Below are 16735 nucleotides of genomic sequence, written 5' to 3'. Positions count from 1 at the left end.
TGCTACATGTCAGTACGGACTGCCCTCCGGCCCGGCACGGTTTCGCCGATGCTGCCGGTACCCAAGTCGATCGTCCGCCCCGAGTACGTGGGCAGGCCGACCGCGCGTGAGGGCAACGAGCCCTGGGTGCAGACCCCGGAAGTGATCGAGAAGATGCGGGTGGCCGGGCGGATCGCCGCGGGCGCCCTCGCCGAGGCAGGCAAGGCCGTCGAGCCGGGAGTGACCACCGATCAGCTCGACCGCATCGCCCACGAGTACATGGTCGATCACGGTGCCTACCCGTCGACGCTGGGCTACAAGGGTTTTCCGAAATCCTGCTGCACGTCGCTGAACGAGGTCATCTGCCACGGCATCCCCGACGACACGGTCGTCGAGGACGGTGACATCGTCAATATCGACGTCACCGCCTACATCGACGGGGTGCACGGCGACACCAACGCCACCTTCCTGGCCGGCGACGTCAGCGAGGAGCACCGGCTGCTCGTCGAACGCACCCACGAGGCGACGATGCGCGCAATCAAGGCCGTCAAGCCGGGCCGCGCGCTGTCGATCGTCGGCCGTGTCATCGAGTCCTACGCAAACCGGTTCGGCTACAACGTGGTTCGCGACTTTACCGGGCACGGGATCGGGACCACCTTCCACAACGGACTGGTGGTGTTGCACTATGACCAGCCTGCCGTGGAGACGATGCTCGAACCGGGCATGACCTTCACGATCGAGCCGATGATCAACCTGGGCGGCCTGGACTACGAGATCTGGGACGACGACTGGACCGTGGTCACCAAGGACAAGAAGTGGACCGCCCAGTTCGAGCACACGCTGGTGGTCACCGAATCCGGCGCGGAGATCCTCACCCAGCTCTGAGGTCGTCGGTAGCCTGACATCATGACCAGGCGGGCGCTTGTCGCGGCGGTGCTCGTGGCTGTGCTCACCGGTTGTGGTGACACCATCACCGGCACCGCGACGTGGCCGGGTGCCAAGCTGGACCGTGTCGTGCTCACCGAGGCGGACTTCCCGCCCGGGGTGCGCTACGAGCGCGCCCTCAACGAACCCCGCGACGACAACGTCGAGAGACCGCCTGCGATGCTGTCGCGTCCGGAGGGCTGCGCCGACGCGCTGACCCGCGACATCGCCGTCACCGCGGAATGGGGTCCGGGCAGCGCCGCCGAATACGCCGCCGCCTACGACGGGGTGCGCATGGTGATCACCGTGCTGACGTGGCGGCTGGACCTCGAGCGGCTGGCCGCCACCGCGCAGCGTTGTGCCGAGTACGAGACGTTCTTCGACCCGACGGACCCGGGCATCCCGGTGACCACGACACAGCTGCCGAGCCCACGCCCCGACGCCCTCGTCTACCGGCAGACGATGCGGTTGCGCGGCGAGGAGAACAGCGTGTACTTCGCGTTCGAAAATGTGGGTGCGATGGCGGTTTTCGGTATCGCGTTCCCCACACCCAATGCCTCGATCTCCGTCAAAGGCACGGTGCCGCAGACCTTTCTGGAGATCACCACCAAACAGGCTGAACGCGCACAAGCGGTTTGAGGCCTGGCAGGGGCGTTGCGTTAACAGCGTGAAAAGACGCCCGCCGACTCCCGTCTGCCCTGTAGCGTGACGCAATGCCCTCTCCCATGGTGACCGTCGACGGCTTCGGCGTACCCGTGGTGGTCGCCGGCCCCGAGCAGGGTTCTGTCGTCGTGCTGCTCGGCGCCGCGCAGCTGGTACCCGCCGCCTATGAAGGGGTCTGCCAACGACTGCACACGGCCTCGCTGAAGACCGTGGTGATCGGGCCCGACCCGCGGCTGACCGGCAAGAACGTCATCAGCATCCTCGACACCCTCGAGGTCCGGTGGGCGTTGCTGGTGGGGGACCGGCTCGGAGGTGAACTGGCCTGGGAGTTGGCCGCCACCCGGCTCGACCGCTTCATCGGTCTGGTGGTGATCGACCGGGGCCATCCGCGGGTGGCCGATCTGGCCGGGATGGTGCGCGACGACCACTGCCCGCCGGTGGAGTTGAACACCACCGCCCTGGTGAGCACCAGCGCGGCCCGCGCGGTCGCCAAGGCCAGTCAGCGCTACGTGTACGGCGAATACCGCATCGTCGATCTGCTGGGCCGCCGCAACGCCGCGGACTCGACCGCGCAGTTGGCCGCCGAGATCGTCATGCGCACGAGCACCTGGTAACGGCGTCAGGCTCCCGGGCCGGGCGCCTCGTCGGGCGTCCACGCCTGCGGCAGCCCCGGCTGGCCGGGGAACAGGAAGTCGACGAACGCCGCCGCGGTGGGCTGGGGCTCGTGGTTGGCCAGCCCGGGCCGCTCGTTGGCTTCGATGAAGACGTACTCCGGCTGGGTGACGTCGGGGACGAGAAGGTCGATGCCGGTGACCGGGATGCCGATGGCCTGTGCGGCGGCGACCGCGACCCGGCATAGCTCGGGGTGCACCGTGGCCGTGACGTCGTGGATGGTGCCGCCCTGGTGCAGGTTCGCAGTCCGTCGGACCCGCAGGCGCTCACCCTCGGGCAGCACATCGTCGAACGAATAGCCGGCTTCCCGGACCGTCGTCTCCGTCACCACGTCCATCGGGATCCGGGACTCACCGCCGGTGGCGGCGGCGCGTCGCCGGCTCTGGGTCTCCACCAACTCGCGGATGGTGTGCTTTCCGGTCCCGCAGACCTCGGCGGGCATCCTCAGCGCGGCCGCGACCACCTTGCCGTCGATCACGACGAGCCGCAGGTCGTCACCGTCGGCGCGCTGCTCGATGAGCACCTCAGGATGCTGCTCACGGGCCCTGGCCAGGGCGGCATCCAGCTCCTCGGGTCCGTCGACGCCCACCGTGATGCCCTTGCCCTGCTCACCGCGGGTCGGCTTGACGACGACGTCGCCGACCTCGGTCAGGAAGTCGTGATCGGCCTGGTCGAAGCTGGCCAGCCTGCCACGCGGCACGGCGATGCCCGCCTCGGCGACGATCCGACGGGTCAGACGCTTGTCGTCGCAGCGGGCCATCGCGACCGCCGACGTGTACTCCGACAGTGACTCTCGGGTCACCACGCTGCGGCCGCCGTGGGACAACCGCATCTCGCCGGCCTCGGCGTCGAGGACCTCGACCCAGATGCCACGGCGCATGGCCTCGTCGGCGATGATCCGCGCGTAGGGGTTGAGGTCGTCGACGGTTTCCGGCGGATGCGTGAACAGCGGTTCGTTGATGGCGTTCTTGCGCTTGACCGCCATCACGGGCACCCGGGTGAAACCGAGCTTCTCGTACAGCGCGATCGCGGCGGCGTTGTCGTGCGCCACCGAAAGATCCATGTAGGAGCGGCCGCGGTCGCGGTACAGGGCGGCCAGGCTGCGCGTCAGCGCGGCGCCCACGCCGGGCAGGGTGGCGGTCGGGTCCACCGCCAGGGTCCACAGGCTGGAGCCCTCCTCGGGATCGGAGAAGAGCGTCTTGTGGTCCACGCCGGTGACGGTGCCGAGCACCGCGCCGTCCTCGTCGCTGACCGCCACGAGGTAGTCGACCGATTTCTGCCCGCGGTGGTTGTCCCAGATCACGTCGGTGGGTGCGGGCACCATCCCGCACCGCACGTAGACCCGGTTCATCTCGTCGGCGTCGGCACGGCTGCGCAGCGTGCGCACGCTGAACCCCGTCATCGGCGGTGCCGCGTGATCCTCGTCGTCGGGGAACCGCAGGCGGTAGGTGTGGCTGGGGTCGATGAACAGTTCGGCGGGCGCCCGCGCCACCAGGACGTGGGGCTCGCGCGCGTAGATGCAGATGTCGCGGCGACCCTGCGCCTCTTCGCGCAGCACGTCGGCCAGCTTCTCGGGGTCGGCGAATGTCTGCCCGAAAATCAGCCGGCCCCAGCCTAATTCGAGGACGACGTCGTCCCGCATGGCGTCCACCATGTCCGGCGGCGACGCATCGTGCAGGGCCAGCGTGATGCCTTCGGGGTGGTCCCGGGTGGGATCGACCGCCGTCATGCCGCGGGTCCGTTGATGCCGTGGCGCTGCAGCCAAAGCTCAAGCAGGGCGATCTGCCACAGCTCGTTGCCCCGCAGCGGTGTGAGCCTGCCGTTGGGATCGGCGAGCAGCCGTTCCACGGCATCCGGGCGGAAAAGCCCGCGCTCCTTGGCCGCCGGCGCGTACAGCGCGTCGCGCACCAGCTCCAGGTAGGGCCCCTCCAGGTGGGTCAGCGCAGGGACCGGGAAGTAGCCCTTGGGCCGGTCGATCACCTCGGACGGGATCACTTGGCGGGCAGCCTGTTTCAAAACACCCTTGCCGTCGTGGGCCGTCTTGAGCTGCGGCGGGCAGGTGGCGGCCAGTTCCACGAGTTCGTGGTCGAGGAACGGGACGCGGCCCTCCAGCCCCCAGGCCATCGTCATGTTGTCGACGCGCTTGACCGGGTCGTCGACGAGCATCACCGTGGTGTCCAGGCGCAGTGCCCGGTCGACGCCGGTCTGCGCGCCCGGGCGGGCGAAGTGCTCGGTGACGAAGAGCTCGCTCGGGTCGTCGGCGGCCAGGTAGCCGGGCGAGACGATGTCGGCATAGCCGTCCCGGTCGCGGTCGAAGAACGCGGCGCGGTAACTGGCGACCGACCCCTCCACCGATGCCGCGGCGGGTTCACCCATCGGCGGATACCAGTGGTAGCCGGCGAACACCTCGTCGGCGCCCTGGCCCGACTGCACCACCTTGACGTGCTTGGCGACTTCCTGACTGAGCAGATAGAACGCCACGCAGTCGTGGCTGACCATCGGCTCGCTCATCGCGCCGATCGCGCCGCCGAGGGCGGGCAGCATCCGCTCGGTGCCTATGCGGATCTGGTGGTGATCGGTGCCGAACCGGTCGGCGATGATGTCGGAGTACTTGAACTCGTCGCCCGCGACTCCGCCGACGGACTCGAAGCCGATCGAGAACGTCGCCAGGCCGTGCTGGCCCGCCTCGGCGAGCAGACCGACGATGAGGCTGGAGTCGACCCCGCCCGACAGCAGGCAGCCCACCGGGACGTCGGCGACCAGGCGACGCTTCACCGCGACCCGCAGGGACTCCAGAACCGCGTCCTCCCAGTCCTTTTCGGACCAGCCGGCACGTTCCTCGCGGCGGGAGAAGTCCGGCTCCCAGTACGTCGTGGTGGTGATCCGGCCGTCCGGCTCGATCGCCGTCAGCGAGGCAGGGGGCAGCTTCTCGACACCACGCAGGATGGTGCGGGGTGCGGGCACCACCGAGTGGAACGTCATGTAGTGGTGCAACGCGACCGGGTCGATGCGGGTGTCGACCTCGCCACCGGCCAGCAGTGCAGGCAGCGACGACGCGAACCGGACCCGGTCGGCGGTGCGGGTGAGGTAGAGCGGTTTGATGCCGAGCCGATCACGGCCCAACAGCACCCGCCCGCTGTCGCGCTCGACGATGGCGAACGCGAACATGCCCTTGAGGTGGTCGACGAAGCGGTCCCCCCAGTGGTGATAGCCCTTCAGCAGCACCTCGGTGTCGCTGTGGGAGAAGAACCGGTAGCCGTGACCGGACAGCTCGTCACGTAGCTGCTCGTAGTTGTAGATGCAGCCGTTCCAGGCGATCGTGAGCCCGAGCTCCGCATCGACCATGGGTTGGGCGCCGGCCTCGGACAGGTCGATGATCTTCAGGCGCCGGTGCCCGAGGGCGACCCTGCCCTGGGACCACACACCGGCGGAGTCGGGGCCACGGGGAACCATGACCTCGGCCATCGCGGTGACGGCGCGGACATTCGGGGTTGTTCCGTCGAGGCGCACCTCGCCGGTGGCTCCACACACCTGTTCGACCCTACTCTGTGAGGCGGTACACGATCGTGTCGATCGACTCTGGGTGCAGCCGTGCGCCAGCGCCCGGCAGTGCCGTCGGTGATTACCCCGACGTCACCCCGTCAAACCGCGGTCGGCACATCAAGATCGAGACGCTCGTCACAACATCTGGGCGGCGGGGTCAGGACACCCCTTCGAGGCGCTCGCCGGAGGCGTCGACCTGTTTGATCGGTCCGGTGAACCAGTGCTTCACCGACACGTTCCAGTAGACGAAGAGCAGAAACAGCACCGTCCCGACCAGGATCGGGGTGTAGTTCACGAACTTCCATTCGAAGGAGCCGCCCCACGGCACCCCGCCGATGGAAGTCGGGAACATCGCGATGATGGACGTGACCACGATCTCGATCAGCGCGACGGGCGCCATCCACTTGTAGTGGCCGCGCAGATTCCAGGTGCCGACCTCGAAGTCGTCGCCCATCCGCCACCGCAGGTAGATCGGCACGGCGAAGCACAGGTACAGGCCGACGACACCGATCGAGACCACGGCGTAGAACGCGATCGGTGCAGGGGCGCCGTTGACGTCCACCGGGACCAGCGCGGGCAGGGTGATGGCGGCGGCCAGGATCGCGGTGACCAGCACCGCGTTGGCGGGCACCCGCTTGGCGTTGATCTTGGCCCACAGTTGATGCCCGGGTACGGCGCGGTCCCGGCTGAACGCGAACAGCATCCGCGACGCGCTGGTCTGGCAGGCCGTGGTGCAGAACAGCTGGCCGGCCGACGAGATCAGCAGCACGATGCCCATCCACTTCGAGTCGAGCGCCTGGGCGAAGATGACCTGCACCAGGCCACCGCCCGCGGTGACGTCGTCGACGTTCTGGACGGCGAACAGGAACGTCAGCAGCAGGATCCAGCCGCCGATCGCCGAGTAGAAGATGGACCGCCAGATGCCCTTGGCGGCCGCGTCGGCGGCCTTGTGCGTCTCCTCCGACAGGTGCGCCGACGCGTCGTAGCCGGTGATCGTGTACTGGGTGAGGATGGCCGCGATCGGAAGGACGAACAGCAGCCAACCGACGCCCTTCTCGCCGTCGAACATGCCGGTGTTGTTGACCGTGGTCGCGAAGACGTCCGAGAAGCTGGCGTGCCGGTCGGGGACGATCCACAGGATCGCCACGACGATCGCCGCACCGGCGACGTGCCACCACACCGAGACGTTGTTGATGATGGCCAGCAGGTGCGACGAGAAGATGTTGATGATCGCGGCGGCGGCCAGGATCACGACGAACATGACGAACACGCGGGTCAGGCTGTAGCCCGCGGCCCACGACTCGCTGAAGGTCATCAGCGTGAGGTCAAGGAACGTCGCGCTGCCGTAGGCCACCGACGCCAGGATGGCGATCAGGCCGATCAGGTTGAGCCAGCCGGTGTAGAAGCCCGCCTTGGGGCCGCCGAGTTTGGCCGCCCACCAGTAGATGCCGCCCGAGGTGGGGAACGCGGACACCAGTTCGGACATGCAGAGGCCGATGAGCAGGATGAACACCGCCACGATCGGCCAGCCCCAGGCGATGGACGCGGGCCCGCCGTTGTTCCAGCCGAGACCGAACGATGTGAAGCAGCCGGCCAGGATCGAGATGATCGAGAACGAGATCGCGAAGTTGGAGAAACCGGACCAGGATCGCTGCAGCTCCTGGACGTAACCGAGTCTGGCGAGGTGTTGCTCGTCCTCGTTGAGATGTTCGTGACCCTCAGGCACGGGGGACCTCCTGTGTGGGAAGGCAGCGCGGTGGACGAGCGCTGGCACCATGGGGACAATAGATCGGCTATTGGTCTGGTGTCCGACCTTTGGACATGAAAATGTGTTGGTGAAATGTTGAGGCCCCGCCGCCGGCGCCCGCCAATGGTCGGTCGGCAGACAAAATCCGTAGGAAGGTCGGGCTCGAGCTGATGAGCACACGCGGCATGCTGACGAAGGCGGCTCTCGAACAGTTGATCGACGAGGGGGACATCGACACCGTCATCGTCGGGTTCTGCGATATGCAGGGCAGGCTCACCGGCAAGCGGGTGTCGGCGCGGCTGTTCGCCGAGGACGTCGCCGAGCACGGCTGCGAGTGCTGCAACTACCTGCTCGCCGTCGACGTCGATATGAACACCGTGGACGGCTACGCCATCTCCAGCTGGGAGACCGGCTACGGCGACATGGTGATGACCCCCGACTTCAGCACGCTTCGTCTGCTGCCGTGGCTGCCCGGTAGTGCGCTCGTCATGGCCGATCTGTCGTGGACCGACGGCACGCCGGTGACACAGGCGCCGCGCAGCATCCTCAACAAGCAGATCGCGCGCCTCGCCGAGCGTGGACTGGTGCCCTACGTGGGCACCGAACTGGAGTTCATGGTGTTCGACGACACCTTCCGGGACGCCTGGAAAGCCGACTACCGGGGGCTCACACCCGCCACCGACTACAACGTCGACTACGCGATGCACGCCTCGACCCGGATGGAACCGCTGCTGCGCGACATCCGGCTGGGGATGGACGGCGCGGGCATGTACTGCGAAGGGGTGAAGGGGGAGTGCAACCTCGGCCAGCAGGAGATCGCGTTCCGCTATGACCACGCCCGAGTCACGTGCGACAACCACACGATCTACCGCAACGGTGCCAAGGAGATCGCCGACCAGCACGGCAAGAGCCTGACGTTCATGGCGAAATACGATGAGCGCGAAGGCAACAGCTGCCATATCCACATCTCGCTGCGCGGTTTGGACGAAGAGGGCCGGCCCAGTGTTCCGGTGTTTGCCGACGACTCCGATCCGCTGGGTATGTCGCCGATGTTCCGCAGCTTCATCGCCGGTCAGTTGGCCACCCTTCGTGAGATGGCGTTGTTCTACGCGCCGAACATCAACTCCTACAAGCGATTCGTCGACGGTAGCTTCGCGCCGACCGCAGTCGCCTGGGGCCTGGACAACCGAACCTGCGCGATGCGGGTGGTCGGCCACGGCCACGGCATGCGGGTGGAATGCCGCGCCCCCGGCGGCGACGTCAACCAGTACCTGGCGGTGTCGGCGTTGATCGCCGGCGGCCTGTACGGGATCGACAACGAGCTGGAGCTCGCTGATGCGATGGAAGGCAACGCCTATACCAGCGGCGCGGACCGGTTGCCGACGACTCTGGCCGAGGCCGTGGAACTGTTCGACAACTCGAAGGTCGCGCGCGCCGCGTTCGGCGATGACGTCGTCGACCACTACCTCAACAACGCGGCCGTGGAGCTGAAGGCGTTCAACGCCGCCGTGACCGACTGGGAGAGGAAGCGCGGATTTGAACGGCTCTGATCCTGGCGCGAGCAGTCGCAAACTCGCACAAAATCAGGCTCGACAACGCGATTCCGTGTCTCTTCGCGATCGAACGCGCCCCGTGATCGGCCTGACGACGTATCTGCAGCAGGCCCAGACCGGGGTGTGGGATGTGCGGGCCAGCTTCCTGCCCGCCATCTACTTCGAAGGGGTCGGGATGGCCGGCGGCATCGCGGTGCTGCTGCCGCCCCAGGCCGCCGATGCCGCCGTCGCCGACCGGGTGCTCGACAGCCTCGACGGGCTGATCATCACCGGCGGACGCGATGTGGACCCGTCGTCCTATGGGGCGCAACGACATCCGGCCACCGACGAGCCCGTCGGCGACAGCCGAACCCGTGACGCGTTCGAGTTCGCGCTGCTGCAGGGGGCGCTGCGTCGGCAGATTCCGGTCCTCGGCATCTGCCGGGGTGCGCAGATGCTCAACGTCGCGCTCGGGGGGACTCTGCACCAGCATCTGCCCGACGTCGTGGGTCACACCCGTCACCAGCAGGGAAACGCCGTGTTCACCACCTCCTCGATCACCACCGTGCCCGGCACCCGGGTGGCAGCGCTGGTCGGGCCCGACATCGAGGCGCAGTGCTACCACCACCAGGCCGTCGACCGGCTCGGCGACGGCCTGATCGTCAGCGCCAGGGGCGTCGACGGCGTGGTCGAGGCCGTGGAGCTCGATCCGGCGACCCGTTCCGACGGCTGGGCGGTGGCGGTGCAGTGGCACCCGGAGGAACGACTCGACGACCTACGTCTGTTCGCGGGGCTGGTGAGCGCGGCGGGCGACTACGCCTGGCACAAAATAGAGAAAGTGAGCTGATGGCTGGGGCTTTGGCAAGCGATGTGATCAACCCCGCGACAGAGGAGCTGCTGCGCACCGTCGAGCAGACCGATGAAGCCGGTGTCGACGACGCGGTGGCGCGCGCGAGGGCGGCCCAACGCCGCTGGGCCGCACTGGCACCCGCAGAGCGGGCGGCGGGGCTTCGTGCCTTCGCCGCGGTCGTCGACGCACACGTTGAGGAATTGGCGGCTTTGGAGGTCGCCAACTCCGGTCACCCGATCGGCAACGCCCGGTGGGAGGCCGGCCACGTCCGCGACGTCCTGAACTACTACTCGGCTTCGCCGGAGCGGCTGTCCGGCAAGCAGATTCCGGTGGCCGGCGGCCTCGACGTCACGTTCAACGAGCCGCTCGGCGTGGTGGGCGTCATCACGCCGTGGAACTTTCCGATGACGATCGCCGCGTGGGGGTTCGCGCCCGCGCTGGCCGCGGGCAACGCGGTGCTGGTCAAACCCGCCGAGTGGACGCCGCTGACCACGATGCGGCTCGGCGAACTCGCGGTCGAATCCGGTTTGCCCGCAGACCTTTTCCAGGTGTTGCCGGGCCGCGGCTCGGTGGTCGGGGAGCGCTTCGTCAGCCACCCCGACGTCCGCAAGATCGTGTTCACCGGGTCCACCGAGGTGGGCACCCGGGTGATGGCCGGAGCGGCGACCCAGGTCAAACGCGTCACGCTGGAACTCGGCGGCAAGAGCGCCAACATCGTCTTCGGCGATTGCGATCTGGAGCGCGCCGCGGCGACGGCCCCTTACGGGGTGTTCGACAACTCCGGGCAGGACTGCTGCGCCCGCAGCAGGATTCTGGTGCAGCGCAACGTCTTCGACAGGTTCATGGAGCTGATGGAGCCGGCCGTCAAGGGTGTGGTCGTGGGCGACCCGGCGGCGGAGGACACCGAGATGGGCCCGCTGGTGTCGAGGGCGCACTGGAATTCGGTGGCGTCGTACGTACCCGACGACGCGCCCGTGGCATTCCGTGGTGATGCTCCGTCGGGTCCCGGGTTCTGGTTCCCTCCCACAGTGCTGACGCCGCAGCGTGACGATCGCACCGTCGTCGAGGAGATCTTCGGCCCGGTGGTGACGGTCTTGCCGTTCGAGGACGAGGCCGATGCGATCGCGCTGGCCAACGACACCGTGTACGGTCTGTCCGGCTCGATCTGGACGGACAACCTGTCTCGTGCGCTTCGGGTGTCGCGTGCGGTGGAATCCGGCAACCTGTCGGTCAACTCGCACTCGTCGGTGCGTTACAGCACCCCGTTCGGCGGGTTCAAGCAGTCCGGGCTGGGCCGCGAGCTCGGGCCGGACGCACCGTTGTCCTTCACCGAAACCAAGAACGTCTTCTTTGCCGTACAGGAGGAACACTGATGGATCTGGGCCAGCGACTGAAAGACAAGGTAGCCGTCATCACCGGCGGTGCGAGCGGCATCGGCCTGGCCACCGCCAAGAGGATGCAGGCCGAAGGCGCCATCGTCGTCATCGGGGACGTCGACGCCTCCACCGGTAAGAGCGTCGCGAACGACATGAACGTGACCTTCGTGCAGGTCGACGTCGCGGATCAGGTTGCGGTGGACCACCTTTTCGACACCGCGTTCGAGGTGCACGGGGGGGTTGACATCGCCTTCAACAACGCGGGGATCTCCCCGCCGGAGGACGACCTGATCGAGAACACCGGCGTCGACGCGTGGGACCGGGTGCAGGACATCAACCTCAAGTCGGTGTTCTTCTGCTGTAAGGCCGCGTTGCGCCACATGGTTCCGGCGCAGAAGGGCTCGATCATCAACACGGCGTCCTTCGTCGCAGTGATGGGGTCGGCCACCTCGCAGATCTCCTACACCGCGTCCAAGGGCGGTGTGCTGGCGATGTCGCGTGAACTCGGGGTGCAGTACGCGCGGCAGGGCATCCGGGTCAACGCCCTGTGCCCGGGGCCGGTGAACACTCCGCTGCTCCAGGAGTTGTTCGCCAAGGACCCCGAACGCGCGGCCCGCCGGCTCGTGCACGTGCCCGTCGGCCGCTTCGCCGAACCCGAAGAGCTCGCCGCCGCGGTGGCCTTTCTTGCCAGCGATGACGCATCGTTCATCACCGCGTCGTCGTTCCTCGTCGACGGCGGCATCAGCGGCCACTACGTGACGCCGCTCTAGGGGCAGGGATGTCGGCCGTACCGGAACCCACCGACGAGCGCTTGCGCGAGGAGCAGACGGCTTCCGACGAGCGCTTGCGCGAGGAGCAGACGGCTTCCGACGAGCGCTTGCGCGAGGAGCAGACGGCTTCAGACGGCGCTGACGCGACCGCGGAGCAGATTGCTGCCGATGCGCTGCTGCGTCCGGTGCGGCCGCTCAATGCGTTCGAGGACACCGTCGAGCGGCTGCTGCAGACGATCCGTCTCGGGGTGCTGCGGCCGGGCGAATCGCTGCCTCCCGAACGGGAACTCGCGACGCGTCTCGGGGTGAGTCGCGACACCGTGCGCGAGGCGATCAAGTCGCTGGCAGATGCCGGTTATCTGGTGTCGCGGCGCGGGCGGTACGGGGGTACCTTCATCGCCGACGCCCTCCCGGCGCCGCGGACCGGTGATGTCGCGTTCAGTCGCACCGACATCGACGACGCGCTGCGGCTGCGCGAGATCCTCGAAACGGGCGCGGCGCGGATGGCGGCCTGTCGCACGTTGAGTGCCACCGAACGCGAAGCGCTGTGGAGTCGCTTGCTCGACGTGCGTGGTGCCGCCCCGCAGGACTACCGCCGTCTGGACTCCCGTCTGCACCTGGCGATCGCCGAGGCGGCGGGGGTGCCGTCGTTGGTGCCGCTGGTCGCGCAGAACCGCATGCGGCTCAACGAGATGCTGGACTGCATTCCGCTGCTGCCGCGCAACATCGCTCATTCCGATGAACAGCACGAGGCGATCGTGATGGCGATCCTGGCCGGCGACGCCGACGGCGCGGCGCAGACCATGGCGGCCCACGTGTGGGGTTCGGCGGCACTGCTGCACGGCTTCTTGGACTGACACGGCCTGACACGGCCTGACACCGCCTGACACGGCCTGACTCACGCCCCGGGCGCAGCGAGTTCAAGGTGTCTGCCCGCCGACACGCCGCGGATGCTGGCGTTTTGCGCGCGCCCGCCGCGGACTACATTGCACGTGTGGACGATCAGCAGCTGGTCGAGCGGGCGACCTCGGCGTTGGCCGAGGTGGACACGCCGCGTTGGGCACAGCGGTTCGACCTGGTGTCGGACCCGCACCGGCTGGAGATCCTGCTCTGCCTGCACCGGGCGCCCGGCATCTGTGTCAGTGATCTCGCCGCTGCCCTGGGCCGGTCGGAGAACACGGTCTCGCAGGCTCTTCGGGTCCTGCGCCAACAAGGGTGGGTCACCAACACCCGCGCGGGACGGTCTGTGACATACCGGCTGGAAGACGAAACCGTGCACGACCTGCTGCACTGGATCGGCGCCCGGCACGGCTGACCGCGCGAATCGCCGCGCGGCGGCGGGCTCTCTGGTGAAGGCTGTACGGGTGGCCACCGAATTGCGGCTGCTCGGCGACGTCGAGGTGCTCGTCGACGGACGACGCCTCGACGTCGGTCACGCCCGCCAGCGCTGCGTTCTGGTGGCACTTCTGGCGGATGTGAACCAGCCGGTTCCCGCGGAGCAGCTCATCGACCGGGTCTGGGCCGGAGACCCGCCCCATCGTGTCCGAAACGCCCTGGCCGGTTATCTGTCCCGGCTGCGTGCCCTGTTCGCCGGCTCCGATGAGGTGACGATCACCCGCGAGCCGGGGGGCTACATGTTGTCGACGGATCCCTCGGCGGTGGACCTCCACCGGTTCCGCCGCCTCGTCGCCGACGCCCGTTCCAGCGCCGAACCCGCACGGGCAGCGGATCTGTTTGACGAGGCGCTGTCGTTGTGGCGTGGGGAACTGTGCACCACGCTGGACACTCCCTGGGTGAACGAGCTGCGCACCGCCCTCGAGGTGGAGCGGCTCTCCATCGTTTCGGAGCGCAACGACGCCGCGTTGAACGCGGGACGGCACGCAGAGTTGCTCGCCGACCTGGTGGCCGCATCGCGTGCGCACCCGCTCGACGAGCGGTTGGCCGGCCAGTTGATGCTGGCGCAGTACGGCAGTGGGCGGCAAGCCGAGGCGCTGGACACTTACCGTCGAACGCGTCAGCGGCTCGTCGACGAGCTCGGCGTGGACCCCAGCCCCACCTTGCGGGCGGCGTATCAACGCATTCTCGACGGCGACTCCGACCGGGCCCCGGCGACGCCGGCGGTGGGAGCGCAGGGGATTCCGCAGGCGGATTCACTGCCCCGGCGCGTGACGAGTTTCATCGGGCGTCGGCAGGAACTGGCCCACATCGCAGCCGCGTTGGGGCAGGGTCCGCTGCTCACCCTGACCGGTGTCGGCGGGGCCGGCAAAACCCGGCTGGCCCTCGAGGCGGCGACGCGTCACAAGGCCCGATTCGGCGACGGTGTCTGGTGGTGCGAATTGGCGGCCCTGGCCGACGACGCGGCGGTCGGCCACGCGGTGGCGGGCGCGCTGCGCCTGCAGCAGAGGCAGGGGCTCGACATCGACGCGACGGTGATCGAGTACCTCGCCACGCGGGAGCTTCTGCTCGTGATCGACAACTGCGAGCACCTGCTCGACGCCGCCGCGCAGCTGATCGACCGCATCGTTGCGCGGTGCCCGGGGGTTACCGTGCTGGCCACCAGCCGGGAAGCGCTCGGAGTCGCCGGAGAGCGGATCATGCCGGTGCCGCCGCTGCCGCCGGACGAGGCCAGCGCACTGTTCGCCGATCGCGCCAGGGCGGGTCGCCCTGATTTCGACCTCGACCGTGAGCCGGTTGGCGCCGTGGCCGAGATCTGTCGTCAACTCGACGGTCTGCCGCTGGCGATCGAGTTGGCGGCAGCCCGGATCCGTGTCATGGGCAGCCTCGACCTGGCGCGCCGGCTCGACGGGTTGCGTCTGCTCAGCGGCGGAGCGCGCGGCGCTTCGCCCCGCCAGCAGAGCTTGGCCGCCACCATCGACTGGTCCTACCGGCTGCTCTCCGAGTCCGAACAGCAGTTGTTCGCTCGGCTGTCGGTCTTCGCCGGTGGTTTCGACCTTGCCGGGGCGCACGGGGTGTGCGCCGAGGATGCGGCAGGTGAGGAGGACACCCTCGCGCTCCTCACCGGCCTGGTCGAGAAATCCATCGTCGTGCTCCGCCCCGGCACCGGCTGGACGCGGTACAGCCTGCTGGAGACGTTGCGCGCATACGGGCGAAACCTCTTGCGCGAAAACGCAATCGAACAGGTGTACGCGCGCCGGCATGCGGTGTATTTCACCGGACTGGCCGAACGTGCCGCGGCGGGAATGCACACCGTGGACGAGGGCGCCTGGGTCGACCGGATGCTGCCCGACTACGACAACCTTCGGGTGGCCTTCGATCGCGCGATGGCCGACGGGGACGTCGATCTCGCGATGCGGCTGGTCACCTCGCTGTCGGAGTTCGGACATCTGCGGGTGGGCTACGAGGCGTCGGAGTGGGCTGAGAGGGCGTTCACGGTCACCGGTCCAGACCATCCTCTGTTCGCGGCGGCTGTCGGGTTCGCCGCACGCGGCGCGTGGAATCGCGGCGAGGACAACCGCGTCCGGTCGCTGGCGGCTCTGGCCGGCGGCCGTAGTCCCCAGCGCGGAAACGGTCGGGTGGCTTACCCCGGTGACGTGCTCGCCGATGTGGCGCTCTATGAGGGCCGTCCCGATGTCGCGCTGGCGCATTACACCGCCGAAATGGAGCGCGCGCGCCGTGAGGCCGATCCCATCCGGCTGGTGTGGACGCTGTTCTACGTGGCGATCTGCTACGCCGCACTGCGCACCCCGGAAGCCGGACTGCACGCCGCGCAGGAGGCGGTCCAGGTTGCGGACACGACCGCCAACCCGACGGCGCGCTCGATGGCGGGTTACGCCCTCGGCCTGGTGCTCAAGAAATGCGAGCCCGAGCAGGCGCTGGCGCTGTTCGACGAGGCGGCACAGTCGGCCGCGTCGGTGCGGAACTTCTGGTGGCAGGGCATCGCGATGATGGAAGCCGCCGCCACCCGCGCCGTGCACGGTGATTCGGCCAGAGCCGCAGGCGAATTCATCGCAGTGCTGGAGTACTGGGACAGGGTGGGGGACTGGAGCCAGCAGTGGCTCAACCTGCGGTACGTGACGCGCCTGCTGGTCCGGTTGGGCGCCACCGAGGACGCCGCCGCGTTGCACTGTGCACTCGTCAAGGCGGGCAAGCCGTCTCCTTTGACCGACACCGCGGTGGCTGACCTCGGCCGGCCCGCGGCCGACGGGCTCAGTGGGGTCGACGCCGTCAAACGCGCCTACTCGGCCCTTGCCCGGTATCGCTGATATTCGCAGGGAGGTTCTGCAACAACCGGATTCGGCGAAACGCCGTGAGGCCGGCGATCAGGCCGCGGCGCCGACTCATGGCAGCGCGGCCTTGCCCGGGGCAGGCGCTACCACTGAGCGCGGCGACTGCGGTGCGGTCTGGAAGGTGGCGGGCGGCGCCTGGCATTTCACCGCCTGAGTGTTCCACTCGCCGTCGGAGCGAATGCAGCAGAACTGCATCTCCTCGATGAACTCGCTGTCGGTGGTCTTGCCCTGGCTGTGCCGGTCGCTCGCCGCCTGCGCGCAGGAATCGTAGGAGCCGAGATCCCACACTTTCTCTGCGTGGGAAACAGCGGGTCCCAGCAGCCCGGCCATCGTTGCGGCCGTTGCCACGCCGGTGACGATGACCGATGGGCGCATCCGCCGTGAGCCGCCCGGAGTCGTGGTGTCAATCATGTTCTGTTCCTTGCTTCGTGG

The 16735-nt window shown here is 68.3% G+C and carries 14 protein-coding genes; 10 read left to right on the top strand and 4 right to left on the bottom strand.

The window, feature by feature from the left end; all coding sequences use genetic code 11:
• The first annotated feature begins 6 nt into the window (after positions 1-6).
• From map to BN976_RS01240, 3 genes are all read left to right on the top strand, one after another.
• Entirely contained in the window at positions 7-864 is an 858-nt protein-coding gene (gene map / locus BN976_RS01250) for a type I methionyl aminopeptidase (RefSeq protein ID WP_036367288.1), read from the top strand.
• Between the two features lie 21 nt (positions 865-885).
• Complete coding sequence (locus BN976_RS01245) at positions 886-1542, top strand: hypothetical protein (RefSeq protein WP_036367286.1); 657 nt, start codon at positions 886-888, stop codon at positions 1540-1542.
• A gap of 74 nt (positions 1543-1616) precedes the next feature.
• Entirely contained in the window at positions 1617-2180 is a 564-nt protein-coding gene (locus BN976_RS01240; protein WP_036367283.1) for an alpha/beta fold hydrolase, read from the top strand.
• Positions 2181-2185: 5 nt separating this feature from the next.
• Here the strand turns inward: BN976_RS01240 and ngg are convergent, their stop codons facing one another.
• The 3 genes from ngg to BN976_RS01225 all read right to left on the bottom strand — a co-directional run bounded on the left by ngg (position 2186) and on the right by BN976_RS01225 (position 7507).
• On the bottom strand, positions 2186-3967 hold the full coding sequence (ngg, locus tag BN976_RS01235) for an N-acetylglutaminylglutamine synthetase (RefSeq protein WP_036367280.1): 1782 nt from the start codon (positions 3965-3967) through the stop codon (positions 2186-2188).
• Complete coding sequence (locus BN976_RS01230) at positions 3964-5769, bottom strand: N-acetylglutaminylglutamine amidotransferase (RefSeq protein ID WP_011779502.1); 1806 nt, start codon at positions 5767-5769, stop codon at positions 3964-3966. Before BN976_RS01230 ends, ngg begins: the two co-directional genes overlap by 4 nt.
• Before the next feature lie 169 nt (positions 5770-5938).
• Positions 5939-7507 (bottom strand): amino acid permease, encoded by a 1569-nt coding sequence (locus BN976_RS01225; RefSeq protein WP_011779503.1) that lies wholly within the window; start codon positions 7505-7507, stop codon positions 5939-5941.
• A 191-nt stretch (positions 7508-7698) separates the two neighbouring features.
• Between BN976_RS01225 and BN976_RS01220 the strand changes: the two genes are divergently transcribed.
• From BN976_RS01220 to BN976_RS01190, 7 genes are all read left to right on the top strand, one after another.
• Positions 7699-9078 carry a glutamine synthetase family protein gene (locus BN976_RS01220; RefSeq protein WP_036367276.1) on the top strand — a complete coding sequence of 460 codons (1380 nt, stop codon included), beginning with the start codon at positions 7699-7701 and terminating at the stop codon, positions 9076-9078.
• Positions 9079-9133: 55 nt separating this feature from the next.
• On the top strand, positions 9134-9907 hold the full coding sequence (locus BN976_RS01215) for a gamma-glutamyl-gamma-aminobutyrate hydrolase family protein (RefSeq protein WP_083767260.1): 774 nt from the start codon (positions 9134-9136) through the stop codon (positions 9905-9907).
• Positions 9907-11283: an aldehyde dehydrogenase family protein gene (locus BN976_RS01210; protein WP_036367273.1), complete on the top strand. Its 1377-nt coding sequence runs from the start codon at positions 9907-9909 to the stop codon at positions 11281-11283. The genes BN976_RS01215 and BN976_RS01210 overlap by 1 nt, the downstream gene beginning before the upstream one ends.
• On the top strand, positions 11280-12056 hold the full coding sequence (locus BN976_RS01205) for a 3-oxoacyl-ACP reductase (RefSeq protein ID WP_199558893.1): 777 nt from the start codon (positions 11280-11282) through the stop codon (positions 12054-12056). Before BN976_RS01210 ends, BN976_RS01205 begins: the two co-directional genes overlap by 4 nt.
• Before the next feature lie 8 nt (positions 12057-12064).
• The gene (locus BN976_RS01200) at positions 12065-12913 is read left to right on the top strand and encodes a FadR/GntR family transcriptional regulator (protein ID WP_235621943.1); all 849 of its coding nucleotides are present in this window, start codon (positions 12065-12067) and stop codon (positions 12911-12913) included.
• 137 nt (positions 12914-13050) lie between these two features.
• Positions 13051-13371 (top strand): ArsR/SmtB family transcription factor, encoded by a 321-nt coding sequence (locus tag BN976_RS01195; protein ID WP_370500969.1) that lies wholly within the window; start codon positions 13051-13053, stop codon positions 13369-13371.
• A gap of 49 nt (positions 13372-13420) precedes the next feature.
• Complete coding sequence (locus BN976_RS01190) at positions 13421-16279, top strand: ATP-binding protein (protein WP_036368917.1); 2859 nt, start codon at positions 13421-13423, stop codon at positions 16277-16279.
• Positions 16280-16354: 75 nt separating this feature from the next.
• On the opposite strand, the gene BN976_RS01185 is transcribed toward BN976_RS01190, so the two are convergent.
• Positions 16355-16714 (bottom strand): hypothetical protein, encoded by a 360-nt coding sequence (locus tag BN976_RS01185; RefSeq protein WP_011779511.1) that lies wholly within the window; start codon positions 16712-16714, stop codon positions 16355-16357.
• Between the last annotated feature and the right edge of the window lie 21 nt (positions 16715-16735).

Origin of the sequence: Mycolicibacterium austroafricanum (assembly GCF_000612725.1) — a bacterium.
Classification (GTDB): Bacteria; Actinomycetota; Actinomycetes; order Mycobacteriales; family Mycobacteriaceae; genus Mycobacterium; species Mycobacterium austroafricanum.
Note: the sequence above shows the minus strand (reverse complement) of the source record. Positions and strands in the feature narration are given on the sequence as shown.